The sequence below is a fragment of the Bifidobacterium angulatum DSM 20098 = JCM 7096 genome (genome assembly GCF_001025155.1).
Classification (GTDB): domain Bacteria; phylum Actinomycetota; class Actinomycetes; order Actinomycetales; family Bifidobacteriaceae; genus Bifidobacterium; species Bifidobacterium angulatum.
Window position 1 is genome coordinate 1,441,030 of record NZ_AP012322.1, and the last position, 25,825, is coordinate 1,466,854.

At 59.0% G+C, this 25,825-nt stretch carries 22 protein-coding genes and 1 tRNA gene; 7 read left to right on the forward strand and 16 right to left on the reverse strand.

The genetic code is table 11. The annotated features are described in order from the left end of the window. Positions 1–101: 101 nt before the first annotated feature. Positions 102–578, reverse strand: a complete 477-nt coding sequence (locus BBAG_RS05840; protein WP_003826934.1) for a hypothetical protein — start codon at positions 576–578, stop codon at positions 102–104. A gap of 51 nt (positions 579–629) precedes the next feature. Then, complete coding sequence (locus tag BBAG_RS05845) at positions 630–878, reverse strand: DUF4230 domain-containing protein (RefSeq protein WP_003826935.1); 249 nt, start codon at positions 876–878, stop codon at positions 630–632. 380 nt (positions 879–1,258) lie between these two features. Between BBAG_RS05845 and BBAG_RS05855 the strand changes: the two genes are divergently transcribed. Together BBAG_RS05855 and BBAG_RS05860 are read left to right on the forward strand one after the other, a co-directional pair. After that, a complete protein-coding gene (locus BBAG_RS05855; RefSeq protein ID WP_003826936.1) occupies positions 1,259–2,656 on the forward strand; it encodes an Eco57I restriction-modification methylase domain-containing protein in 1,398 nt (465 codons plus the stop codon). Beyond that, entirely contained in the window at positions 2,647–3,594 is a 948-nt protein-coding gene (locus BBAG_RS05860) for a BsuBI/PstI family type II restriction endonuclease (protein ID WP_003826937.1), read from the forward strand. The genes BBAG_RS05855 and BBAG_RS05860 overlap by 10 nt, the downstream gene beginning before the upstream one ends. A gap of 468 nt (positions 3,595–4,062) precedes the next feature. Here BBAG_RS05860 and BBAG_RS05865 read toward each other — a convergent pair whose 3' ends face one another. From BBAG_RS05865 to BBAG_RS05875, 3 genes are all read right to left on the reverse strand, one after another. Next, complete coding sequence (locus BBAG_RS05865; protein WP_003826938.1) at positions 4,063–4,923, reverse strand: hypothetical protein; 861 nt, start codon at positions 4,921–4,923, stop codon at positions 4,063–4,065. Positions 4,924–5,404: 481 nt separating this feature from the next. Then, positions 5,405–5,623, reverse strand: a complete 219-nt coding sequence (locus BBAG_RS05870; protein ID WP_003826939.1) for a hypothetical protein — start codon at positions 5,621–5,623, stop codon at positions 5,405–5,407. Next, on the reverse strand, positions 5,620–7,248 hold the full coding sequence (locus BBAG_RS05875; protein WP_003826940.1) for a Y-family DNA polymerase: 1,629 nt from the start codon (positions 7,246–7,248) through the stop codon (positions 5,620–5,622). Before BBAG_RS05875 ends, BBAG_RS05870 begins: the two co-directional genes overlap by 4 nt. A 163-nt stretch (positions 7,249–7,411) precedes the next feature. Between BBAG_RS05875 and purF the strand changes: the two genes are divergently transcribed. The 3 genes from purF (at position 7,412) to purD (ending at position 11,406) form a co-directional block, all read left to right on the forward strand. Beyond that, the gene (gene purF, locus BBAG_RS05880) at positions 7,412–8,917 is read left to right on the forward strand and encodes an amidophosphoribosyltransferase (protein ID WP_003826941.1); all 1,506 of its coding nucleotides are present in this window, start codon (positions 7,412–7,414) and stop codon (positions 8,915–8,917) included. A gap of 64 nt (positions 8,918–8,981) precedes the next feature. Next, positions 8,982–10,016: a phosphoribosylformylglycinamidine cyclo-ligase gene (purM, locus tag BBAG_RS05885; RefSeq protein WP_003826942.1), complete on the forward strand. Its 1,035-nt coding sequence runs from the start codon at positions 8,982–8,984 to the stop codon at positions 10,014–10,016. 121 nt (positions 10,017–10,137) lie between these two features. Further along, positions 10,138–11,406 carry a phosphoribosylamine--glycine ligase gene (gene purD / locus BBAG_RS05890; RefSeq protein ID WP_003826943.1) on the forward strand — a complete coding sequence of 423 codons (1,269 nt, stop codon included), beginning with the start codon at positions 10,138–10,140 and terminating at the stop codon, positions 11,404–11,406. A 181-nt stretch (positions 11,407–11,587) separates the two neighbouring features. Here the strand turns inward: purD and BBAG_RS05895 are convergent, their stop codons facing one another. From BBAG_RS05895 to purE, 8 genes are all read right to left on the reverse strand, one after another. Next, positions 11,588–12,568 carry a ribokinase gene (locus BBAG_RS05895; RefSeq protein WP_003826944.1) on the reverse strand — a complete coding sequence of 327 codons (981 nt, stop codon included), beginning with the start codon at positions 12,566–12,568 and terminating at the stop codon, positions 11,588–11,590. Between the two features lie 138 nt (positions 12,569–12,706). Next, positions 12,707–14,149 (reverse strand): MFS transporter, encoded by a 1,443-nt coding sequence (locus BBAG_RS05900; protein ID WP_003826945.1) that lies wholly within the window; start codon positions 14,147–14,149, stop codon positions 12,707–12,709. Positions 14,150–14,181: 32 nt separating this feature from the next. Beyond that, the gene (locus tag BBAG_RS05905; RefSeq protein WP_047750144.1) at positions 14,182–15,138 is read right to left on the reverse strand and encodes a nucleoside hydrolase; all 957 of its coding nucleotides are present in this window, start codon (positions 15,136–15,138) and stop codon (positions 14,182–14,184) included. A gap of 228 nt (positions 15,139–15,366) precedes the next feature. Further along, entirely contained in the window at positions 15,367–16,407 is a 1,041-nt protein-coding gene (locus tag BBAG_RS05910; protein ID WP_003826947.1) for a LacI family DNA-binding transcriptional regulator, read from the reverse strand. Between the two features lie 212 nt (positions 16,408–16,619). Next, positions 16,620–18,656 (reverse strand): LTA synthase family protein, encoded by a 2,037-nt coding sequence (locus BBAG_RS05915; RefSeq protein ID WP_003826948.1) that lies wholly within the window; start codon positions 18,654–18,656, stop codon positions 16,620–16,622. Between the two features lie 158 nt (positions 18,657–18,814). Next, positions 18,815–19,222 (reverse strand): Fur family transcriptional regulator, encoded by a 408-nt coding sequence (locus tag BBAG_RS05920; RefSeq protein WP_033508525.1) that lies wholly within the window; start codon positions 19,220–19,222, stop codon positions 18,815–18,817. An 8-nt stretch (positions 19,223–19,230) separates the two neighbouring features. Then, positions 19,231–20,418 carry a 5-(carboxyamino)imidazole ribonucleotide synthase gene (purK, locus tag BBAG_RS05925; RefSeq protein ID WP_003826951.1) on the reverse strand — a complete coding sequence of 396 codons (1,188 nt, stop codon included), beginning with the start codon at positions 20,416–20,418 and terminating at the stop codon, positions 19,231–19,233. After that, complete coding sequence (purE, locus tag BBAG_RS05930) at positions 20,402–20,899, reverse strand: 5-(carboxyamino)imidazole ribonucleotide mutase (RefSeq protein WP_033508443.1); 498 nt, start codon at positions 20,897–20,899, stop codon at positions 20,402–20,404. Before purE ends, purK begins: the two co-directional genes overlap by 17 nt. Before the next feature lie 204 nt (positions 20,900–21,103). Here purE and BBAG_RS05935 point away from each other — a divergent pair, with 204 nt between their 5' ends. Further along, positions 21,104–22,972, forward strand: coding sequence for a 1-deoxy-D-xylulose-5-phosphate synthase (locus BBAG_RS05935; protein ID WP_047750146.1), 1,869 nt, complete (start codon positions 21,104–21,106; stop codon positions 22,970–22,972). Positions 22,973–23,126: 154 nt separating this feature from the next. Further along, complete coding sequence (locus tag BBAG_RS05940; RefSeq protein WP_003826955.1) at positions 23,127–23,492, forward strand: phage holin family protein; 366 nt, start codon at positions 23,127–23,129, stop codon at positions 23,490–23,492. An 82-nt stretch (positions 23,493–23,574) separates the two neighbouring features. On the opposite strand, the gene BBAG_RS05945 is transcribed toward BBAG_RS05940, so the two are convergent. From BBAG_RS05945 to BBAG_RS05955, 3 genes are all read right to left on the reverse strand, one after another. Continuing rightward, the gene (locus BBAG_RS05945; RefSeq protein WP_003826956.1) at positions 23,575–24,153 is read right to left on the reverse strand and encodes a DUF805 domain-containing protein; all 579 of its coding nucleotides are present in this window, start codon (positions 24,151–24,153) and stop codon (positions 23,575–23,577) included. A 234-nt stretch (positions 24,154–24,387) separates the two neighbouring features. After that, a tRNA-Arg gene (locus tag BBAG_RS05950) sits at positions 24,388–24,461 on the reverse strand. A 114-nt stretch (positions 24,462–24,575) separates the two neighbouring features. Continuing rightward, on the reverse strand, positions 24,576–25,754 hold the full coding sequence (locus BBAG_RS05955) for an anion transporter (protein WP_003826957.1): 1,179 nt from the start codon (positions 25,752–25,754) through the stop codon (positions 24,576–24,578). Positions 25,755–25,825 lie beyond the last annotated feature (71 nt).

Genomic DNA, 25,825 nt, shown 5'->3' on the forward strand with positions numbered 1-25,825 from the left:
ATGACCGATAAGTAGCAAAACAGGGGTGGGAATCCGAGAAGGTTCCCGCCCCTGTTGGTTATCGGTGAAAATATGTTCGCCGTCATATACGGCGGTATGCATTATTCGGTCTCTGAGGGCGCGACATGTTCCGCAGCAGCCACACCGCTCGATGCAGGAGCGTTGTTAGCACTGCTAGCCAATTGCTGCTGCACGGTCTTCGCGATGTGACGGCTGACCATGAACCAAATCGCCCCGGCAATGACCACGATAAACGCGATTGGATAGAGATACTCTGCAATTCCGTATCTGTACTGCGAGGATGGGAGCACGCCACGGTCGTCGGAATCCCAACGCAGCGCATAGAACGCGACCGTAGCCAACACCGAGAATACGATGGCTGCTATCGGCTTCTTCAGCAATCCGAACAGCAGAACCAGCAGTGAAGCCACTGCGATGGCCGCCATGAGCGTAATGCATATGACGGCTTCCGGATACATGCCGCCGATTAGCTTTCCGGATCGCAAGCCCGCGATGTAGATGCGCAGGAACGTCAGCAGCGAAAGGCTCACCACATTTTTCTTGCATTCCCTCATCATGTTTTGATGACAAGTTAGGACCGTGTGCAGTTGCTGGCTACCGTATATCAATCACTTGGGATCGGTTGTAGTCACTGTCACCGTGTATATCCCGGCTTCAGTAGTTGGCGCATACAAACGCTCGATAACATCCTTGGCCTGTTTATTCGCAACTTTCAGCAACTGAGTTCGGTCCAATTTGGATTCGGACTGCTTCTTGGCATCCTTCAACGCATCCGCGGTATCCTGAACATCAGCCGCGTTGAAGATGGAATCTGACTTGTCAAAAAATCGTAGGGAATCGGGATTGACAGTAATCACAAAGATGCTTGGAATTCCGCCAAATATTCACTATTCTCGAATTTGTGTACCTTAATGTGTACTTTTAATCGGATTTTCCAGAAGGGTACTAACCTGAGACGGCAGTCGGTTACTCTTCTTCCTCGGATGCCTCATGCTCGGGAAGTTCTTCGTCTTTTAGCTTACGAACAAGCGTATTGCCGACGCTTCCAATGACTGTTCCGCAAACAAGGCAGGCGCCTGCTATGGTTGCGACTAATCCGATGGGGCCGCCACATCTCTTTGCGATTTTAGAAAGCTGCGCATAATCCCACATTGTTGCCTCCAAACTCTTCCATGAGTGTTTCTGCAATTGGCTGTTATTGCTCAGTATAGGTTGCCCTTCGTCTATTCTGCTAAGTATGACATCCAAGACCATCGCGCAGATTCGCAACGAAGCTGCGGCGTCGCTTTCCCCTGAACGACAGCAGCAGTGGGAACAGTTTTTGACACCCGCACCCGTTGCCGAGCAGGCAGCAAGTCTGTTTACCCCTACCTGTAATCCGGTTCGCATTCTCGATCTGGGTTCCGGCTCCGGTATCCTGAGTGCGGTAACGGCGAAGCGGTCTTCGCATGGTAGCAGCGTAGTGGCCATTGAGCAGGATCCCGCTCTCGCGGCCGATTCAGAAGCCTCATTACGTCAGGTGTGTGATGATGTCGAGGTGATTAACAAATCGATTTTCGATGTGCTGCTTGAATCCAGTTTTGACCGGGTGATTCTGAACCCGCCATACAAGAAGATCAGCCCGACTGTAATCGTCACAAGCGGCGGCGGTGTGAAGGTCACGAACCTGTATGCGGCGTTTCTTGTAACGGCGATTCAAGCATTGGCCAGTGGCGGCGAATGCGTTGCCATCATTCCGCGTTCGTGGATGAACGGCGATTATTTCAAGGATTTCCGCAAGTGGATGCTGAGCAAGTGCAGTCTTGACGTGTTGGCCGTATATGAGTCGCGTCAGGAGCATTTCAAGGATATGAACATCCTGCAGGAGATCATGCTGGTGAAAGTATCCAAGCAGCCTCAAACCAAGAAGGTCACGGTCTATGCGGATGCCATGCCTGTCGGCTCCCTTGAACGGCAACCGCATGAATCTGTCGCACTCAAGGCGTTGCTGATGGGCCGTGATCGGATTGTGCGCGTTCGGCAGCAGGACCCACGCCTATCGAACTTCAGGACGATGGCTGATCAGGGTTTGTGGGTGTCCACGGGCAAACTGGTGTGGTTCCGCAACCGCGACGTACTGTCGGATGTTGAGGAGCCGGATGGGCATCCGCTGTATTGGTCGGATAATCAGGATGGCATGGTGACGGTGCACCCGGTTGAGTGTGACCGGGAGCAGTGGGTGACCAACAAGGCCGATTCACGCAAAGTCGTGTTGCCCGCCGGCAGTTATTGTCTGGTGAACCGTTTTTCGGCCAAGGAGCAGCGGCATCGCATTTATGCGTCGTATCTGCGCAGCGGCGTAGGTTTCGTGGCCGATAACAAGCTGAACTATGTACATCAGGGCACGTCGCGCCAAACAGTGCCGTTGGACGATAAGGCCGCACGTGGTCTGACGCTGTGGCTGTCGTCATCGATCATCGATGAGTGGTATCGGCAGGTATCCGGCAGCACGCAGGTCAACGCGACAGATCTGCGACAGATGCCATGTCCGACGAAGAACCAGCTTGCCACACTGTCTGATTTGCTACCGGTGAGCAATGACGTGGGTCAGGATCGTATTGACGAAACGATTGAAAGGTTGTTCTCATGGGCATAGGTAGTCTGATCGATGAAGCTTTGGAGATACTGCGAGATTTCGAGGTCGGCAAAGATCAGCTGAACGAGCGCAGCGCCATGACGTTGCTCGCCTTATTGCAGCTCAAAGACGGAGATTCGTGGGAACAGGCCACTAATCCGATGCTGGGCACTCGTGCGATCATGGACTGGATTCGCGACCAGTTCGGTGTGGATTACAAGCCGAACACACGTGAGACGATTCGCCGGTTCACTCTGCATCAGTTTGTTATGGCTGAAATCGTCGAGGAAAATGCCGACCAGCCCGATCGCCCGATCAACTCTCCGAAATGGAACTACCGAGTAACCAATGCGGCGCTTGAGGTGTTCCGCAATCAGGGAAGATCGACGTTCGAATCCGAGTTGAAACAGTTCCTGTCCGAACACGCTTCTTATGCGTCGCTGGCCGAGGAACGACGCAACATGCCGAAAACGCCGGTCGTGATGCCATCCGGTACGACTCTTGAACTGTCGCCCAGCGGCCAGTCGACGCTTATCAAGGCAATGATTGAGGAGATGCTTCCACGATTCGCTCCCGGATGTCAGATCGCCTACATCGATGACACCGACCACAAGCATGGCGTCGTCAACGCCGAACTCATGGACAGACTCGGCATCAATCTCAGGGCACGCGAAAAAGCTCCCGACGTAATCGCATGGGACGAAAAGCGCGACTGGCTGTTCCTGATGGAAGCCGCCAGTACGCACGGCCCGGTCGATGTGACCCGCAAGGCCGAACTGCATGATCTGTTCGCCGATCAATGGAATAACGTCGTACTCGTCTCCTGCTTCCCCGACCGCAGAACCATGCAGAGGTACCTTGCCCTGCTCGCGTGGGAAACGGAGGCATGGTGCGCCGATACCCCCGACCACATGATGCATTTCAACGGCTCCCGCTTCATGGGGCCGTATGGAAACTAGTTTGATTCTGAAACATTTAGAGAAATCACTTGTATGTCTATGTCGTCCATAATGCTTGTCTTTGGCGATGTGGCGCCTCTATTTTCAGCTTTGCTGAATAGCTGTCTCAGCTCGTTTCAAAAGAGTCTGAGGGACTTTCATCCCGTAGAAGCCCATATCATATAAGGCATCCAAAAAAATTATGCAATATACAATAATTGATTTGTTTGTTGACGTGTTGAGTGAGATTTATCCTCTCTTGCATTGACGCTTCGAGATCATCGGCAATAGTCCCATCCTGAAGATTAACGATTTTATTGTCATGATCTGTTTCCGCTAAGGCAATGAGCAATCTGTTCTTTCGTTCTTTTCCTCTTTAATTGATATCTTTTTGTCTCGTTGTACTATTTTGATATCAATAAGTCCATGCGCTAGATATTTTTTCTATTAATTTTTCTAACGAGCATCAGATTCAATGGCGCAGCATCATCACTGCAATTGGGTCAGCGCACTGATGACATCATCAGTAAGTGTTTTCTGCTTCGTCGCATTCAACTCGTTGGATGTGCGAACCACCACCGTCCCGATCACGGTATGCGAACCGCTACTCAGGATGCCTCCATCAAAAGCACCCAAATAATCGTTTCTTTTCTCGGCTGCTTCAGCGGTTTCATACACCTCAACGGAACCGCCGCAATCCGTTCCGTTCTCCAAGATATCGTCGTAGAACAAGACGCTCTGATCCACATTGCTGCTGCAGAAGAACACAGCAGACGTATATCCACCGCTTTTATGCAATTTGCCGTTCGGATCATTGTCTTCCGTCGCCGCCTTGATGCCAGTAACCGTCGGAACCGTTTTCAGACGCGTCACAACGAATTCTTCGTTCGGATTCGTGACCTGCTTCATCTGCAGGATGCTGTTCTCCAGTTCCTTTTGGCGAGATTTCAGGTCATCAGTGACGCTCTGATAATCCAGCGGCTTGGACAGTTCTTGGGTACGAGAGCGGATCTCCGATATTTTGGTAGGGCGATCGCCTATTTCGTGTTTGGTTTTCTTCGCCGTATCGATGGCTTGCTTCGCGGACTCCATTGTTTTCTCGTCCAGCGGCTTTTCGCCACCTTTAACCACCGCATTAATATCGGTAATCGCCGCATCAAGATTATCGTTCTTCGCCTGTACTTTCTCTACTGCGGTCTCATACTCGGCAACCGCATCATTGTATGGGCTCTGATACAGGAACCACCAACTGCAAATCACGGCGACAATTAGCACAGCGGCCAAACCGCACAATATAATTCTCTTGGTTTTCGACTTCGACGTCGACTCTTCGGCATTCTTTTCACTCATCGTTTTTCCCTATTCGTGGTCAGTCGTTGCTTTTGGCACACCACCGCTCCCAGAAGGAGATACAATGCACCACACTTACAAAGCGTAACAACATATTCGTCGTTCCGCCTCAGTTGCCAACTGAGTTTCGCAAGGAATTTCGAGTGAAATTCCCAACGTCGCAGCGGTCGGTGTGAATCATCTTCCGACGCAACGGCAAAGCTGCCGGACGGATATCGACTACAGTGGGATTGGCGGAACGCACCAAGCGAAAGGAACTGTCGATATGCCGATCAACGAGGCATTGCTCGCCGCGATGAAGGCAGCCGGTTACATCAAGCCCAATGCGAGGAAAACCTATAAGATTCAGCGCGCTTGACGGCATCGGCGACGAACAGTCCGATGTGATCAATCACGATGAACCTCCTAATAGATAGTTCTTCCATTATTCGCTCACTCACCACGGCGCCAGCGAAATCAGCGTTGGGTAAAGTCCGGCGTTTCAGGCACCAAAGTCGGTGTCGCCGGCAGCGTCACCCAGGGCCACAGCGGCCTCGGCGTCGCACGCCGTCTGTTTGATGACCCGCGCGTAACCGGTAAGCGCCGCGAACGGCATGAACTGGGCGGCACGCTGATGACGGGACATCCGCGGATGCCTATGTGACACATGATGCGGCAAGTTGATGATGTCATCGTAACGGTCGGTTTGCTGCAAACTCATGCGGCGTGGCCGCCGATCTGATTATTGCGCTGCCGTCCGGTCGCCCCGTCGAACATGTCCATGGCTTTGATCACCGAGTTCTTGCCGAATTTGCGTTTGATATCGAGCAATGCCTGTTGTACAGCCAGTTCGGAATCCTCATCCGCTTCGCCGTGGTTTCCCTGCTCCCGCAAACCCGTCTGTGCATCGTCGTTCTCGCCCTCATCGGCAGCAGAGAACAGGTCGGGCTGCTCATAGTGTTTGCCGGCCGCCAATGCCGCCGGCGTCGCCACGTCAAGCGCTGTCACATTCAGCCTGCGCACCAGCAGGCGCGAATCGACAAGCCGGCAGAACAGTCTGTCGATTGCAGTGCGGATTGTTGACGCCGACGAGGTGAAGCCGCCAAGATCAATCGACCCCGACACGGGTTTGGGCACGCGCCTGCCGTAATGATCCGCGCCTACCGGCCCCGCATACGATGCGGCAGCGGCCTCGGCTGCGCGTTTCAACTCGACCGGTGCACAAGAGTCCAGTCTTCCCGGGTCAAGACTTGCCGTATCATAGCCGACCGCGAGCGCCACCCTGTTGGTTTTCAGTCCTTTACCGACCAAGTCCAGGGCCAGGCTCTCCGCCATTTCCTTCGCGATGAGCCGTGCGGTGTCGAACAACGCCACGCTGGTCAGCACCTGCCCGGACCCCACGCTGTGTTCGGCGGGCCTGTATGCCTTGATGTCGGCGATCGTGCACGGCTCCCAGCCCCATGCGTGGTCGATGAGCAGTTCCGCGTTGACACCGAACAAGTGGTAGAGCAGTTCCTCGTTGTAATAGTCGGAGGCTCGCCCGAGTGAGCAGCGGGCGATATCGCCCATGGTCATGAGCCCGTGGGCTTCGAGCTTCTTCGCATACCCGCGCCCGACCCTCCAGAAGTCGGTAAGCGGCCTGTGCCCCCAGAGCAATCTGCGGTACGACGCCTCGTCGAGTTGGGCGATGCGCACGCCTTCGGTGTCGGCGGGGATGTGCTTGGCCACGATGTCCATGGCGACTTTGGCCAGGTATAGGTTGGTGCCGATGCCTGCGGTGGCGGTGATGCCGGTCTCGTTGTAGATCGCCCGCACGATGTCGCGTACCAGTTCGTGCGGGCTTTTGCCGTAGGCGCGTAGGTACCGTGTGGCGTCCATAAACACCTCGTCGATGGAGTATACATGGATGTCTTCGGCGGAGGCGTACCGCAGGTAGATGCCGTATATCTTTCCACTGGCATTGAGATAATGCGACATTCGTGGTTTGGCGATATATACGTCGACGGCCAGGCTCGGGTCGGCTTCGACCTCATCGGCGTAATAGGATTTTCCGTGGAATCGACGCCCTGGCGCACGCAGTTGCCGTTCGGCGTTGATCTGGCGCAGTTTCTCCTTGACTTCGAACAGGCGCGCACGGCCGGGCAGTCCGTAAGCCTTCAACGATGGCGACACCGCCAGGCAGATGGTTTTGTCGGTGCGTGATTCGTCGGCGACGACCAGATGCGTACGCAACGGGTCGAAGCCCAGTTCCACGCATTCGGATGATGCATAGAAGGATTTCAGATCGATGGCGATATATGTGCGTTCCACACCTACACCCCCTTGCGACGCTATCTTCCGTTCCATTTATTTGCACAGCCAACATCACGATTCGAACATACGTTCGATTTCTCTCATCATACACGCCATACCGTCTTGACGAGACGCACCGTGCGATTGTAGCCGGCGCTTGATAGGGTTGACCCCAGTAGAAATCCCCTGTCTCCACAGTTTCGGAAGGAGCTTTGGCGTGTCAGCAGAACTCGAAGACATCCACGAGGAATGCGGTATTTTCGGCGTATGGGGGCATCCCGACGCAGCTAGACTCACTTATTTCGGCTTACACGCTTTGCAGCATCGCGGGCAGGAAGGCGCCGGCATCGTGTCGAACGACAACGGCAACCTGATCGGTCACCGCGGCAAAGGCCTGCTCACTCAGGTGTTCAGCGACGAACGCGAAATTCAAAGGCTTAAAGGAAGCCACTCCATCGGTCACGTGCGTTACGCCACGGCCGGTTCCGGCGGCAGCGACAACATCCAGCCGTTCATCTTCCGTTTCCATGACGGCGATATGGCCCTGTGCCACAACGGCAATCTGACCAACTGCCCCTCTTTGCGCCGCAAACTCGAGGACGAGGGCGCGATTTTCCACTCGAACTCCGATACCGAAGTGCTGATGCACCTCATCCGCCGTTCCTCCAAGCCCACGTTCATGGACAAGCTCAAGGAGGCGCTCAACACCGTGCACGGCGGTTTCGCCTACCTGATCATGACCGAGCATGCCATGATCGGCGCTCTTGACCCGAACGGGTTCCGCCCCCTGTCCCTAGGCAAGATGACGAACGGCGCCTACGTGCTCGCCTCCGAGACCTGTGCGCTCGACACGGTTGGCGCGGAACTGGTGCGAGACATCCGCCCCGGCGAAATCGTGGTCGTCGACGACAGCGGCTATCACATCGACCACTACACCGATCAGACCCAGCTGGCCATCTGCTCGATGGAGTTCATCTACTTCGCACGCCCCGATTCCAACATCTACGGCGTGAACGTGCATTCCGCCCGCAAGCGCATGGGCGCACGCCTGGCCCAGGAGTCCCCCGTCGACGCGGATATGGTCATCGCCGTGCCGAACTCCTCCCTGTCCGCGGCATCCGGCTACTCGGAAGAGGCCGGCCTGCCGAACGAAATGGGTCTGATCAAGAACCAGTACGTGGCCCGTACCTTCATCCAGCCCACGCAGGAACTGCGTGAACAGGGCGTGCGCATGAAGCTGTCCGCCGTGCGCGGCGTAGTCAAAGGCAAGCGCGTGGTCGTCATCGACGATTCCATCGTGCGCGGCACCACCTCCAAGCGCATCGTGCAGATGCTCAAGGAGGCCGGCGCCGCCGAAGTGCACATGCGTATCAGCTCGCCGCCGCTGAAGTACCCGTGCTTCTACGGCATCGACATCTCCACCACCAAGGAGCTCATCGCCGCCGAAAAGTCCGTCGAAGAGATCCGCGACTACATCGGCGCGGATTCGCTCGCATTCCTGTCGCTCGACGGCTTGGTCGAGTCGATCGGATTGGGAGCCGACGCCCCTTACGGCGGCCTATGCGTCGCATACTTCAACGGCGACTACCCCACCGCCCTGGACGATTACGAGGCCGACTTCCTCAAGTCCCTCACCCCGGATGATCGTGTGCGCCTGCCCGAATTCGCACTCTACAAGAGCAAGTACGAAGGCAACGAATACCAGGCTCTTCCCCAGGCCTGACGAACCCACCAGAACACTTAACCCCATATCCACCCAACCACTTACAGCAACAGGAAAGGCCAAAATGCCAGAAGCATACGCAAACGCCGGCGTCAGCGTCGAAGCGGGTTACGAAGTCGTCAAGCGAATCAAGTCCCATGTGGCACGCACCAACCGACCGGGCGTGGTCGGCGGCATCGGCGGCTTCGGCGGCCTGTTCGATCTCGCTTCCCTCGGCTACAAGGAGCCGGTGCTGATCTCCGGCACCGACGGCGTTGGCACCAAGCTGGTCGTCGCCAAAATGGCGAACAAGCACAACACCATCGGCATCGACTGCGTGGCCATGTGCGTTAACGACATCGCCGCTCAGGGCGCTGAACCGCTGTTCTTCCTCGACTACATCGCCTGCGGCAAGAACGATCCGGCACTGCTCGAACAGGTCGTGTCCGGCGTGGCGGACGGCTGCGTGCAGGCCGACTGCGGTTTGATCGGCGGCGAAACCGCCGAAATGCCAGGCATGTACGACGAAGACGAATACGATCTGGCAGGCTTCACCGTGGGTGTTGCGGAGAAATCCGCCATCGTCGACGGCTCCACCATCGTCGAAGGCGATGTGCTGATCGGTCTGCCGTCCACCGGCGTACACTCCAACGGCTTCTCCCTGGTGCGCAAGGCCCTGTTCGAACAGGCCGGCTACACCGTCGACACCCAGCTGGACGAACTCGGCGGCGAAAAACTCGGCGACGTGCTGCTCACCCCGACCAAGATCTACGTCAAGACCCTGTCCCCGCTGTTCAAGGCCGGCGTGGTCAAGGGCGTCGCGCACATCACCGGCGGCGGTTTCATCGAGAACATTCCGCGCATGATCCCCGACGGACTGGCCGCACACATCAATCTCGGCTCCTGGCCCGTGCTGCCGATCTTCGACGTGCTGGAAAAGGCCGGCAACATCGACCATATGGAAATGTTCAACATCTTCAACATGGGCATCGGCATGGTGCTCGCAGTCAGCGCCGACCGCGCCGACGAAACCATGAAGCTGCTCGAAGCCAACGGCGAAGCCGCATACGTGCTCGGCAACATCGTGAAGAACACCGGCACCGACGTGGAGCTCGTGTGACGAATGGTTAAGGCCTCCCCTTTTTTGAGGAGGCCTTAACTTATGCCGTTCCAGGCATACGCAATACATTGTTCCTATTTCAACCATCCGGATTTCAAGCAATTTCGAGGAGAAAAAGATTATGGGTCAGAAGGTTCTGGTTATCGGTTCCGGCGCACGCGAACACGCCATCGCCCACGCGCTCATGCGTGGCGGCAGCGTCGATGAAGTGACCGTCGCCCCAGGTAACCCCGGCATGGAACTCGACGGCATCCGCACCACGCAGATCAGCCCGTCCAACCACGCAGCGCTCATCGAGTTCGTACGCAGCAACAACTACGACTGGGTGTTCGTCGGACCGGAAGTGCCGCTGATCGAAGGCATCGTCGACGATTTCGAAGCGGCAGGCATCAAGGCGTTCGGCCCGAACAAGGCCGCCGCCCAAATCGAAGGTTCCAAGGACTTCGCCAAGCAGCTCATGGAACGTCATTCCATCCCGACCGCCAAATACCACACTTTCGAAGAGCTTGAACCGGCCAAGGCATACGTGCAGGAACATGGCGCGCCGATCGTCATCAAAGCCGACGGTCTCGCCGCAGGCAAGGGCGTCACCGTCGCCATGGACATCGATACCGCCATCAACGCCCTCGACGACATCTTCGTCGACCATCGCTTCGGCGCAGCCGGTGCCAAAGTCGTTATCGAAGACTTCCTCGAAGGCCAGGAATTCTCCCTCATGAGCTTCGTACGCGGCACCGAATTCTGGGCCATGCCCATCTCCCAGGATCATAAGCGCGCCTACGACGGCGATAAGGGGCCGAACACCGGCGGCATGGGCGCATACAGCCCCGTTCCGCAGATTGCGCAAAGCGTCGTCGACCAGGCCATCGAAACCATCGTGCGCCCAACCGTCGAAGCCATGGCCGCCGAAGGCACCCCCTTCACCGGCATCCTCTACGCCGGTCTCATCGCCACCGCAGACGGCCCCAAGGTCATCGAATTCAACGCCCGCTTCGGCGATCCAGAAACCGAAGTCGTACTTCCCCAGCTCACCAGCGACCTCGCCGCAGGCATCTGGGCCATCCTCAACGGCAACACCCCGACCTTCACCTGGGATGAGCACAACACCACCCTCGGCGTCGTCCTCGCCTCCAACGGCTACCCCGTCGACGTCATCAAAGGCGCCCACATCCCCGAAATCCCCGTCGACGAAGACTCCCACGTCTACTATGCCGGCGTCGCCAACTCCGACGAAGGCCTCATCGCCAACTCCGGCCGCGTCCTCCTCGTCGAAACCTCCGCGCCCGACATCAAAGCCGCACAGGACAAGATCTATGCGATCATCGACAACCTCGACACGACGGGGATGTTCTATCGTCACGACATCGGTTCCAAAGCCCTGGATGCGTGACGATGGCGCGTTGGCTGCGTCGCCCCTCGGTCGACATACCAACATATGCCTTCCCTCGGTGCGCCTAGCCACCGCGCACATCGCCGCTTGACTTCCGTGCATCCGTTCGGAGCATGAAAAAGGGACCGCGGATCATGATGTCACCGTCATGATCCGTGGTCCCTCAGTGGTTACGCTTCGCTCAGGCGAATCGTGCCTTGATCTGCGCCGCAGTGCCGTACGAGGCCTGGGCACCGTACCCGGTGGCCGCGTAGGCCGACACGTACGAGGCGAGCTTTGCCGCGTCCTGCAGGCTGAACCCGGAGGCAAGCCCGGCGAGTACGGTTCCCATGAAGGAGTCGCCGCACCCGGTGGTGTCGACGGCATCCACCTTCACCGGCGCGATGCGGACGATCCGCTGGTCTTCGGGGGCTGCTGTGTTCAGTACCACGGAACCGTCGCCGCCCAAGGTGACGATCGCCTCGTTGAAGCCGTATTCGGCCATGCGGTCGGCCGCGTTCTGCCAGTCGAAGCCGTCCCAATCGTCGTCGTCAGGCTCGTCGATGCCCAACAGCTGCGCCATCTCATGCTCGTTGACCAGCAGCACATCGGAGGCTTCGATCAGTTCCGCCGGAATCGTGGGCGTGAACGGCGAATCGTTGAGCAGCACCTTCACACCGGCCTCGTGACACATCTGCGCCGCCACAGTGACGGTTTCGATGGGGCTTTCTAGGCACAGGCCCAGCACGCTGGAGGAAACGAGCTGTTCCTTCATGGAATGCACGTAGTCGACGGTGACCTGCGCGTTAGAGCCCGGCGAATAGACGATGATGTTCTCGCCTTCGGCGTCCACCACGATGACGGTGGTGCCGCTTGGCCCCAGCACACGACGCACGTTCGACACGTCGACGCCGGCCTGTTCAAGCTGTTCAAGCAGAAAATCGGCATTGGAGTCCGAGCCGACCGCGCCGAACATGCGGACAGCAGCCCCTATCTTGGCCGCCGCGGCAGCCTGATTGCCCGATTTGCCGCCGGGCAGCAGCTGCAATGGCCCGCCGGTGATGGTCTCCCCCGGCCCGGGCAGGCGTTGAGCGGTGACGGTGTAGTCGGCGTTCATGGATCCGATCACCGATACCGTGCCGTGGATGCGATCCAGTGCGGAGAGTACTTCGGGGATGCTCATCGTTGCCTTCCTTAGATGACTGTGTCTATGGATTGTCTCGTCTTACGAGATTGAGGATTGAGAATGGTCGCGGGCCGGACCGTCGGATCGTCGAGGCGACGACCCGGCCCGCGTCTTGCGCACAGATGCGCCGATTCGCTAGGCGTTGGCTTTGTCATTTTCCAACGCATGATTGCCTTCGTAGATCTTCTTCTTGAAGACGAAGAACACGATCAGGCCCAGCAGCGCGGTTACGGAGCCGATAAGCAGCAGGTTGGAGTAGTTGGCCGCCACACCGGTGGTGCCGGTGATGGAGTGGCCGGCGAGCGCGTTGGAACCGAGCAGGCTGCCGATGATGGCGATGCCGATGGACGGGGAGACGTTCATAGCCAGATCGTTCATGCCCACGCCTCGGCCGGATTCGTCCTTCTCGATGGTGCCCAGCACGGTGGAGACGACCGGGGAGTACATCATGCCGCAGCCGGCGTAGAACACGCAGGCCCACATGGTCAGGACCACGAATCCGGAGTTCACGCAGAACGCGGCGCCGGTCCAGCCTACGAACATGAGGGTTCCTGCGGTCACCAGGCCGGCCTTGATGCCGATCTTGCCGATGATCATGCCCGAGCAGGTGCCCACGACGGCGGCGACCACGAAGGCCCACACGATGTGCAGGGAGACCTGGGTGGTGGTCATGTGGTAGATGTTCGTACCGATGGCGTTGAAGATCGGGCTCAGCGCGTAGTTCACGAAGTAGAACACGAGGATGAGGCTGATAGCGCGCAGCCAGCGGGTGTTCTTGAAGAACGCCGGGGTGATGAACGGGTTGGCGGCCTTGTTGATGTAGAAGCCGAACGCCACGTACAGCACCACCGACACCAGCAGCATCCACCATGCCATGTAGGAGAAGAACAGGGTGAGGAACGCGGTGGCGAAGCCGAAGATCACGAAGCCGAACGCGTCGACCTTCTGGCCGTTGCCGCTCTTGGACGGCAAGGTCTTGAGCAGGATCGGCAGGAAGAGGATGGTCACGGAGGGGATGAGGAACAGGTACTGCCATGCGATGGAGCTGAGCATGCCCGCGGCGAACACGCCGATGGATGCGGACAGCTGGTAGGCGGCGGTGAACAGGCCGAAGAAGATCACCTTGAGATCATTGCGCAGGTATTTGGTCGCCACCACCAGGAAGGCGGAACCGGCCACCTGTTCGCCTGCGGTCTGCAGGACTCTGGCGATGATGACGGTCCACAGGTTCGCGGTGAAGAAGTAGTTGGTCACGAAGCCGAAGAGGGATCCGATGAACAGGGTGACCAGGCCTACGGTGACGAGTTTGCGCAGCGAGACGAAGTCGCCAAGCGAGCCGTAGATGAAGCACACGATGCCGAGCACGATGCTGGGGAATGCGGTGATCAGCGACGCCTGGTTCGGTGCGCCCACGTCGGCGCCGACCTGCTGGAATACCAGGTTGAAGCCTTGCAGGCACAGGGTGCCGAGCACGAAGGTGATGAGCAGCGGGATCAGCGCCCGAACCGCCATCTTGTTGCTGGTGACGGGGTCGTCGAACGGGTCCTGTGGTTCGACTGCCGTAGTCTGTGTGGCCATGGTTGCTCTCTCTTTCCTATTGCCGTTGGACGTCAGTCGGCGTTCTTTGCCAGTGTGGTGATGCGGGTCATGAATTCGTTGAGGAACCTGGGCACGTCGACGCCGACCGCGACCTGCATGGTCTTGACCGGATCGTTGAGCCTGGTCTCGTCTCCGATGGTGCGCCCGCGGGTGGGGCCTTCCAGATCGACTTTCATGTTGATCGGCAGCGTGGTGACGAGCGTCGGATCGACGGCCACGCCCATGGCGAGCGGATCGTGCAGGCCGCAGCCGCCCAGGTGCGGCGAGGTGGTCTCGTATGCCTTGATGTAGAAGTCGGTCATGTCGGCCAGGAAGGTGCCGGCCGTGGTGCCCAGTTCGCGCCACTGCTGGGTTTCCTTGTAGGTGAGCAGGGTCTGCAGGGTCACGTCGAGGCCGATCATGGTGGTCGGGGCGCCCGAGCGGAACAGGTAGTCGGCGGCCTCCGGGTCCTGTGAGATATTGGCTTCCATGCAGGCGTTGCAGTTGCCGGGGACGGTGAGTGCACCGCCCATGAGCACGATGCGGCCGATCTCGTCCTTGATTTCCGGCGCCTTCTTGAGTGCGGCCTGGATGTTGGTCATCGGGCCGGTCGGCACGTAGATGAGGTCCTTGCCGTAGGTCTTGATCGCGTCGATGATGAAGTCGACCGCGGATTCGGTTTCGACTTCGCGCTTGGAATCCGGGATGGTTACATCGCCGATGCCGTTCTCGCCGTGGATGAATGCGGAGACCGGCAGGACGGAGAAGGAGTCGGTGGTGCTGGAGTGCGGCAGCCCCCGGTAGACCTTGACTTCCGGGTGGCCGAGCAGATCGGTGATGGCGAGCGCGTTGCGCACGCCTTGCTCGACCAGGACGTTGCCGTAGGTGCCGGTGATGCCGATGAGCTCGATCTCCGGGCTGCCCAAGGCGTATGAGATGGCCAGAGCGTCGTCGACACCGGTGTCAAGATCAAGAATGAGTTTCTTCATTGGAATTCGCCTTTCAACATTGATGGCCTTCGCCACGGAATCGTATATGGGATTCCGTGTAACTTCCCCCTCATGATAAAACGTTTTATCATAAAAGCCAAAATCACCGTGTGTCGCTTGGAAAATCAGCCATCATGCAACCTATGCCATCGCCATGGCACGACTGGACGACGGTCGACCGCGCTTCATCTGCCGTTTTGCAGGCCGCCCATAGCCGCCAGCGACCGTTCACACGCCAAACACGGTCGAGCGCGTAACCAGGTGGGGTTGGATTCTGCTTGTACGCGCCGGCGCCTTCGGCTTCGCGAAACGCTCCCTCACCACGGACCAGCATTCCGCCGCCAACGCGTCCACATTCTGCGAGATGGTGGTCAGATCGTTAAGCAGGCCGAATCTGGGCAACACATCGTCGTAGCCCACAATCGACATGTCTTCAGGCACATGCAGCCCACGCTCCTCCACACGCCGGCGAAGCCCCATGGCCATAAGGTCGTTCTCGCAGAACACTGCGCCGACACCGGCATCCAGCAGGCGATCGGCGGCCTCATACCCGCTCGAATACCGGTAATCCCCCTTCACGATGCATTCGGCGTCAAGCGGCACCCCGGCCTTCGCCAACGCATCGGCGAATCCACGGAACCGCAAATCGGATATGCCATCAGTCCTTTCCACGCAGACGCATCCGACACGGCCCTTCCCCGCATCGCGCGCCCCGGCCGCCAATGAGTCGATCAGCACTTCGGCGGCCAGTCTGCCGCCCTCCTTGTTATCCACGCCCACACCATCGCAGTACCCGGAGTCAACCAGACGATCCACGAACACCACAGGGCAGGGGCATTCCTCGACGTCACGGCGCAACGCCGCTTCCTGTGCGCAGGATTGCAGGGCAGGAACCAGGAACAATCCATCGACGCCGCGAGCGGACACGCCGCAGATCAGCGAACGCTCGCGCTCCCTCGAATCGTCGCTATTGGCCACGATCACCGAATAGCCATCACGAATGGCCACATCCTCCAACGCCTTGAACAACGACGAGAAGAACATGTTCTCGATATCGGGCACCACCAGCCCCACCATGTTCGAACGCCGGGTGACCAACGCACGGGCCGCCTGATTGGGCCGATAGCGCATGGACGAAGCCACCTTCTGTATCTGCGCACGGCGTTCATCGGAGATGCGCACCGGCTTGCCGTTGAGCACCAGCGAAACGGTCGCCGGCGATACCCCGACCGCCGCCGCGACATCCTTCAACGTGACCCTGGTCCCCATAGGTTCTGCCCCTCCTCGAATTCGTTTCTTCCATACCGGTATACCTCGGACCCCATCGTCCCAGGGCTCCACCGGTCATATCGTTCTGCCACCAGAATACCGCCGATACAACGATTGACGTACCGATGTGCCAATTCCGTTGCAAAACCGGGGCGCGGCCATGGGACCACCCCATGCCGCGCCCACCCGCTGCCAGAGGCTGCAGCCGCCCGTCACTGCTTCGGCAGATCCATGAAGCCGAGGCTCTTCAGGTAGTTGCGTCCCGTGGTGATGTCGTACTGGATCAGCTTGTAATCATCCACCAGCCGCTGCGTCTTCTTGTCGAAGTCGCTTGCGGCCATGGGCTTGCCGGAAGCGTCCAGGTACAGGCTCTGACCTTCGGGGATGCGCTGCCAGCCTTGGATCTGGTTGACCACCGGCGGCTCCATGGCGGAGATCTTCTGGTGCATCTGCGTCAGGAACGCGATGAACGGCGATACCTTGGCGTTCATATGCTCGGCCGTCTGAGCCATAAAGAAGTTCGGCGACGTGTATGCGCTGTTCTCCGCCTTGTTGCCTTGCGACGAAGACGCCTTGTTCGACCAGATGAAGTAATCAGTCAGATGAAGCGCAAGCGAATTGTTCGAATCCTCGCTGGCGGTCGAGTAGATGCCCGGCAGGTGATCACCGTAGAAGACCACAGTGATGGGCTTGTCGATCTTGTCGAGCTGCTTGAGGAACTTCTCGGTCTCCTGGTCGGTGATGGCCGCGCCCTTCTGGTAGGTCTGGATCGATTCCTGCTCGGTCTTGCCCAGCGCGGTGCCGGTGGTGGATTGCGCGGTGAACTCGTTATTCGGATACCAATCGTGGTATGGCATGTGGTTCTGCATGGTGATGAGCTGGATGAACTGGTTGGATTTGGTCTTCTTCAGCTCTTCCAACGTGCTCTTGTAGGCCGCTTCGTCGGAGACGTACGGACTGGAGCCCAGCTTGTCCTGATGGGAGATGATGTCAGGGCCCGTCAACGTGTAGAAGTGGGAGAATCCGAACTTCTTGTAGTTGATGGCACGCGAATACATCGAGGACTCGTACGGGTGCACGCCGATGGAGTTCTTCGGAGCGCCCCACAGCTGGTTGATCGTCGGCGTCCAATGCTGCCCTGGCACCAACTGCTGGTAGGGGCTGGAAAGCGAGGAATCGAAATTGGCCATGCTCATGCCGGTCAGACCCATGTATTCGAGGTTGGCCGTGCCGCCGCCGTACCCGGACGACAGCATATAGCCGGAGGTGGTGTTCTCCTTGATCTTACGAATGTTCGGCATGGAATCCTTGTTGACCTTCAGCCCGGGCACGCGGCTCGGGTCGGAGAAGGATTCGGACAGCACGTACACCACGGTCGAATCGTTCAGATTGGCGCTGCGCTTGGCATTGATGCTTTCCGCCGCCTTTGCGTAGCGTTTGGCGACCTGCTTCATCGTGGCTTCGGAGTAGCCTTCCGGCTTCTCCATCACCTTCGGATTAAGCTGGCGCAGGAAGGAGACGACCGGGCCGTTGCGCTGCGCGTCGTATACGGAATCCCACATGGACGACTGGTCGCCCATGGCGACACTCAGAGTATTCGCCCAGGAGCCCACGGTCCCCGCCTGCATGGCGTACATGCCGAAGAAACCGGCGGGAATGATGACCAGCAGGATGCGGGCCGCGGCGTTCGCCAGACCGGTTCGATGGTCGGCTGCGCGGAACATGCGGCCGTGGCGAGCGTCGATGCGGTTGAGGTACAGGCACAGTCCAAGCAGCACCAGGAATCCCGCCACCGCGCCGAGGATGATCCACTGCGCGCCGGACGGCATAAAGCTCATGAGATTGCCCGCATCCGATTTCAGAAAACTCAGGTCGGAGGGGATCACGGCCTCGTAGCGGATGGTGATCTTGAAATGCTCGACGACGGCGATGATGATCGCAAGCGCGAGATATATCGGCGTGGCCACCCAGAAGCGGTTTGAGATCATCAGCAGGATCAGGTAGACGATGCCGCACAGCAGCAGGTTCAGCACGGCCACGAAGTTCAGGTCGGTCCACATCTTCGAGACGAATCCCCAGCCGATGGTGGGACTTGACAGCTTGACCCTCGACGTGGCGGTGACGCCCCATTCGAGTATGCCTACGCCGATGGCGTCAAACAAGACGAACAGCACCCCGTACAACCAGCCGGGGAACGGTTTGCGTTTGCTTTTCTCGGTGATCTCTACTTCGTGTTCCTGGTTATCCATACGCTTCTCTTCGTTCGAATCGAATTTCCATTACTTGGCGTAGCATGCTTCAACGCCGCAGTGACTCCGCACCGCTTCTTCTTGTATTCCCTCTTGTGCTTCTTCAGCGTAACGCATGGGCGGAGCATTGCACCCCGCCCATGCGAATCGGCCACAGTTCATTCACTGTGGTTGTTTTTCCTCTGGCAGTCAGAACACAGCCCGAACACCTCGATGGTGTGGCTTTTAATGACGAATCCATGTTTTTGCGCAATCCCGCGCAGCCAGCTTTCCCCTGGGGATTCGATCTCGACCGTACGCCCGCAGTCGGTGCACACCATGTGGTGATGGTGTGCGTCATCGCCGCACAGTCGGAACAGCTGCTGGCCGTTGAGACGAATCGTGTCCACCGCACCGGATTCCGCCAGGGAGTTCAGCTGGCGGTAAACGGTGGCCAGGCCGATGCGCATGCCTGAATCCTGCAGGCTGCGATGCAGATCCTGGGCGGAGATGAATTCGTCACAGTCCGCGAGCTGGGTGCGGATCGCGTCCTTCTGCTTGGTCTGCCGTTCGATATGTTCCGCCATCGCGGGCATCACGCCTTAGCCGATTGCGGCTGCAAATCGTCCCAGCAGCCTGTGGCTTCAAGGTCGGCCACGGTCTTCGCCGTGTCGTCGGTCAACACCGTGATGTGCCCCATCTTGCGGTCATGGCGCACCTCGGCCTTGCCGTAGTCGTGCACGTTCCATTCCGGATGGTCGGCGATCAGGACGCGCGTCGGCTCCACATGCTGGCCGAGCACATTGACCATGACCGCTGGGCTCAGCAGCTTCGGCTGTTCCAGGGGCCAGCCGGCGATGCCGCGCACATGGGCGTCGAACTGGTCGAAGGAGCATGCCTCGATGGTGTAGTGCCCGGAGTTGTGCGGGCGTGGGGCGAGCTCGTTGACGATCACATCGTCGTCCTTGGTGACGAACAGTTCGATGGCGAGCGTTCCCGCTAGTTCGAATCCCTTGGCCAGGCGCAGGGCAAGCTCGTGGGCTTTGCGGGCCACGGTTTCGCTCACTGTGGCCGGGGCGATGGTCATATGCAGGATGTTGTTGCGATGCTCGTTGCGCACGATGGGGAATGTGACGAAATCCGTGCCGTTGCCGGACACGAGGATGCTTGCTTCGAAGGCGAAGTCCACGAATCCTTCGAGAATGCTCGGCGGGAATCCGCCACCGCGGTCGCCGCGTGCGCGAACCTGTTCCAGATCGGCGTCGGACCTGAGCACGGTCTGCCCGTGGCCGTCGTAGCCGCCGGAACGGGTTTTGAGCACTGCCGGATAGTGGATCTCGTCGAGTGCGGCGTCAAGCTCGTCGAAATTGTTGACCGCGCGCCATGGTGCAGTTGCGGTGCCGTGGTCGTTGATGAACTGCTTTTCGTTCACGCGATCCTGCGTGACGCGCAGCAGGTCGGTGCCTTGCGGGACGGCCGCCAGCCCGCGCACCTCGTCGATGGCGTCGGCGTCCACGTTCTCGAATTCGTAGGTGAGCACGTCGGATTTGACGGCGAGATCGTGGATGGCGGTCTTGTCGTCGTATTCCGCGACGATCTGGAAATCGGCGACCTGCGCGGTCGGGCAGTCCGGGGTCGGGTCGAGCACGCCGACGCGGAATCCCATGTAGCGGGCGGAAAGCGCCATCATACGGCCAAGCTGGCCACCGCCGATGATGCCGATGGTCGAGCCGGGCATCAAACGCTCAATACGGCCGTTGGTTTCTTCAGACAAGCTGGGCATTGGATTCGGCCACCTTTTCCTTCAACGATTCGCGGTATTCCTGCAGCGCCTTGGCCAGGCGCTCATCGGTGGTGGAGAGAATGGAGACGGCGAGCAGGCCGGCGTTCGTGGCTCCGGAGTTGCCGACTGCAGTGGTGGCGACGGGGATGCCGCCCGGCATCTGCACGATGGACAGCAGCGAATCCCATCCGGACAGGGCGTGCGAGCGCACCGGAACACCGATGACGGGGAGGGTGGTCTGCGCCGCGATCATGCCGGGAAGATGAGCCGCGCCACCCGCTCCGGCGATGATGACCTTGAAGCCGTTGCCGCGTGCGGCGTGGGCGAATTCGCCCATCAGTTCCGGCGTACGATGAGCGGAAATGACCTGCTTGTGGTACGGGACACCGAACTGGTCGAGGATCTCGCAGGCATGCTTCATCGTCTCCCAATCGCTGGAAGAGCCCATGACCACGGCAACTTCGGGCGTGCTTTCGCTCATTATCATCTACCTCCGTTTATTGAGAATACGTACTCACTGTACCCTTGCCGCCTGTCATTGTGAAGCGCTTTGCGCCTTACGAGGGTATGTGGGGGAAGTAGGGAGCATTTGCGGAATAATCGAACGATACAGGCCGTACAGCTGTATGATGTGCCATTTGGAGCGAGGAACATACTGGCATACATAGAGAGAAGGAGCAGATAGATGCGCGATGGGTTGCTGCGAACCATCACAGGACCGGACGATGTGAAAGCGCTCGAGCCCGGTCAGCTGACCGATCTATGTGCCGAAATCCGTGCGACCCTGCTTGAATACGGCCATCGGCATGGTGGCCATATCGGTTCCAATCTCGGTTTGGTGGAGGCCACTGTCGCCCTGCACCGCGTGTTCAGCTCGCCTCGCGACCGCATCGTATTCGATGTATCCCATCAAAGCTATGTGCATAAGATGCTCACCGGCCGCGCCGCCGCCTATTTCGATCCCGCACACGCCGGTGAAACCACCGGATTCACCAACCCGGAGGAAAGCGAGCACGACCAGTTCGTGCTTGGTCATACCGGCACTTCCGTCTCCCTGGCCTGCGGATTGGCCAAAGCCCGTGACGCGGCAGGCGGCAGCGGCAATGTGATCGCGGTGATCGGCGACGGCTCGCTGAGCTCCGGCGTGGCGTTCGAGGGGCTGAACAATGCGGCCGAGCAGGGCGGCAATCTCATCATCGTGTTCAACGACAACGAAATGTCGATCGCCGAGGATTTCGGCGGCATGTACGGGCCGCTGGCCCGGTTGCGCGCGTCGGGCGGCACTGCGCAGCCCAATATCTTCAACGCCTTCGGCCTGGACTACCGGTATGTGGAGCAGGGCAACGACGTGGACGCGCTGGTCCGGGCCTTCGCCGAGGTGAAGGATATCGACCATCCCGTCGTGGTGCACATTCATACGTTGAAGGGACTGGGGCTTCCGGCCGACGAGGACCGGCATGAGGTCGACCATTGCGACCTGTCCGGCAGCGACCCCCATGCCGGCCGCTGCGAGGCATCGCACTGGCAGACGCCCGACGCCGCATTGGACAGGCCGGATGATCCGCGCAAACATTACGGCAAGCTTGCCATGGCCGCATTGGAACGCCGTTTCGCCACCGAGCCGGGGCTGACGGTCATCTCCCCCGCCACACCGGGGTCCAACGGCATCACCCGCGCATTCCGCGAACATGCCGGAGCGCATTACGTGGACACCGGCATCACCGAATCGCATGCGGCGGCGTTCGCCGCAGGCATCGCCCGCGCGGGGGGTACGCCTGTTGTGGCGACCACCGCATCGTTCTTCCAGCGCGCCTACGATCAGTTCTTCCAGGAGATGGCGTTGAACCGTCAGCCGGTAACGCTGCTGTCGTTCCTCAGCGGCCTGTCCGGTTCGGACAACACGCATTCCGGCGCATACGATATCGCCATGTTCGGCAATATTCCCGGACTTATCTGCCTGGCACCCACCAACGGGCATGATTTCCTCGCCATGCTCGACTGGGCCACCGATCCGGCACGCCGCATGGGCTCGCATCCCGGCCCGGTAGTGATCCGCGTGCCTGGCGAGACGGTGCTTGACGCCGATTCCGACGATGCGTACAAGGCCCTGTGCGAAAGCACCGCCACGAGCGGCTCCGACTGGCTGCGCTGGCATACGGTACGCGCCGGGGCACGTGTGGCGATTCTCGGCCTGGGCAATACGCTGCCGTTGGCGCTGCGCGTGGCCGATGCGCTGCCTTTCGACGCGACCGTGATCGATCCAAGACAGTTCGGCTCTTTGGACGAGCATGCGCTGCATACGCTGATCGATCAGAGGCATCGTCTGCTTGTCACGTTGGAGGACGGCCAGTTGGATGGCGGCTGGGGCGCGAAGGTGGCGGCCTATTGCGGCAATCTCCGACTGCCCGCCGATGCGCTCCCCCGCGTGCTGACCTTCGGCGCGGCCAAGGAGTTCACCGACCGTGTTCCGCTGGCCGAGCTGAACCGCCGATACGGTCTGACCGTCGATGCGGTACGCAAGGCGATTCTTCAGGCTCTCGGCATCAGCGATTAGGCTCGGCCGCACGGCCTGTCCATATGCTCGCGTGATGCATGCCACGCATCATGCGTCATGTGTCACGCATCCGCAGATCCGTATACTGCTGCAATCGCGATGCTCTTTCACCGTGTGCGAACGGCTGCGCAATGGCCTGGCTTACCATGGTGTCATGGGACATTTCATCAGCCGTTGGTTCATTATGAGTGTTGCGGTCGCCGTGACGGTGCTGCTGCTTCCGGGCCTGCAGGTCGTCGGGCATCCGCCGGTGCTCGGCATCGTCGCATTTGCCCTGTTCATGGCGCTGATCAACGCCTCGATCAAACCGTTGACGCATTTGATCGCACTGCCGTTCTCCGTGTTGAGTTTCGGCATCGTTGCGTTGGTCATCAACTGGCTGTTCATGCGCCTCGCCTCATGGCTGGCGATCAGCCTGTTCGACGTGGGCGTGACTGTCAATGGATTCTGGTGGTCGGTGCTCGCCTCGCTGATCATCTCGATCATATCGGGTATCGTTTCGGCGATTATCGGCGATTGAACGCACTGGCGGCAATGCACAACGGGCGGGGACGCGATTCAGAGGCATCGATCCCCGCCCGTTCTTTCCGGCAAACGAACAGCTACTTGTCGCCCCGCTTGTCGAAGCGTCTGCCCTCAGGCTTGCCGGGTCTCGTGTACAGCCAGATCTGCAATACCACGGCGGCCAGCTGCAGAAGCAGTCCGACCAGTACCGTCCCGACCGCGCCGCCGTTGAACTGCTGGGCGACGCCCCTGGCCAGAGTGTCCGCGAACTGCGTCGGATAGATGGTGCCGAGCGCGCTGATCACTTTGATGACGGGAGACACCTGGATGCACAGTCCGGCGACGTTGCCTATGCACGGCGCCAGCGCCCACCAGCCGGACATATTCGCATCATGCAGACGGCGCACCGATACGGCCAGCATCGGAACGAGCACAAACAGCCACCATCCGTAGACCGCAAGGACGAAGCTTTCGAAGAAATACTCCAACACGATGAACAGCACGTCGATAAGGCAGACGTACAGCAGCGCCCACCAGTATTCGCCGCGGCTGGCACGGCCGGAAAAGATCCGCCACTTCTTCAGCAAGCGGCTGCTCGCCTCCTGAAAACCAATTCCGACAAACGGCTGGTCGAGTGGCGGCACGGTCTTCGCTCTATCTGATCTCGCGGTATCCATAATCACTATGCCCCCTATGGGAAGTCAATGCCTCTTTGCACTCCAACTATACCTATGCCCATCTGCCCTGCAGCGCATATCCACGCGCCGGCAAGCCTTCCCACCCGCACTATGGCACGATTCCGGCGTAGGGGTTGCGACCGGCCCGCCGTGACCAATACCCTCGCCGGGATATCGGAAAAACTAGACAATATGAGAAAATCCTTGGAACCATGCGATTCCAAGGATTATTCGTGACCCCGGCCGGGCTCGAACCGGCGACCCTGAGATTAGAAGTCACATGCTCTATCCAGCTGAGCTACGGGGCCAAACCAAACCCATCATAATGGGGGGTGCATAAATAGACACGCGCCGCACCTGCCTGATTTCCAGATTCCGGACGTTTCCGCCCAACCTGTGGCATCGGCGGCGATGCCTCGATCCTATTCGATAATCCAGCTCAACCCGACAAGAACGATGAGGAACAGCACGTTCACCGCGGTGTACACGCCCAGGTAACGGCCCTTGCGGTCAGGGTACTGACGCACCACGTTCTTGTAGGAGATCAGCGAGGCCATGGATGCGATCAGCGTACCCATGCCGCCAAGATTGGTGCCGATGATCAGCGGACGCCACTGGTCGCAGAAACCGGAAAGCAGCAGCGTGGTGGGCACATTGCTGATCACCTGGCTGGACACCACCGCCACCTCAAGCGGATGCCCGCTGACCAGCGACTGCGCCAGCTGGTAGAACTCCGGCACACGCTTCATATTGCCGATGAAGATGAAGAACATGCAGAAGGTAAGCGGCAGCCCCCAATCCACGTAGCGGAACACACGGCGGTCGGTGAACAGGAACGTGGCCACGACCACCACGCACATCACCCACAGCGGGATGAAATCGGATACGGCCAGCAGGCAGACGACGAACAGCAGCGCGTACACCACGGTACGCCAGCCGCCATAGCCGGCTCCATAGCCGGTGATGCGAATCTCATCCGGCTGATGCTTGCTCCGCTCCGGGGCAAGCACGCCGGTCTCCAGATTATTCAGTTCGGAAACAGGAAGCTTCGGGAACGCGAAATAGATCACGATCAGCAGAAGAACAACCGCACACACCGAATACGGCGCCATAATGCCCATCATCTCGCCGGCCGGCATGCCGGTAAGCGCTTTAAGATACAGGTTGTGCGCATTGCCGATCGGCGTGAGCATACTGCCCACATTCGCGCCGATGGTCATCAACGTGACCACCAGAACGGTTCTCTCCCCCATATCGGCCATAAGCAGCACAGCCACCGCAAAGGGAACGAACGTAACCAACGCCACATCGTTCGTGATCAGCATCGCCGAAAAATAGGTCAACGCCACCAGCGTCACCACAAGTCCCCGCAAGCTGCCCACATGTTCCAGAAGACGCGAGCCGATAATACGGAACACGCCGATACGCTGAAAACCGCACACTACGATCATGAGGCAGATCAGCTGAGAAATGGTGCTGGCATGAATATAGCCGGCATATTCCCTATCTGGTGGAACGATAAAGCAGGAAACCAACGCAAGTACCGAAGCCACAACGAGAATGGTCTCATTCTTCAGGACTTTGACCACCAAACGCCGCATCCATGTCCTCCATGCATCCCGCCTGCGCACCCTGCGCACAACGGGTTCTTCATTCAATGCCGTAACCACTT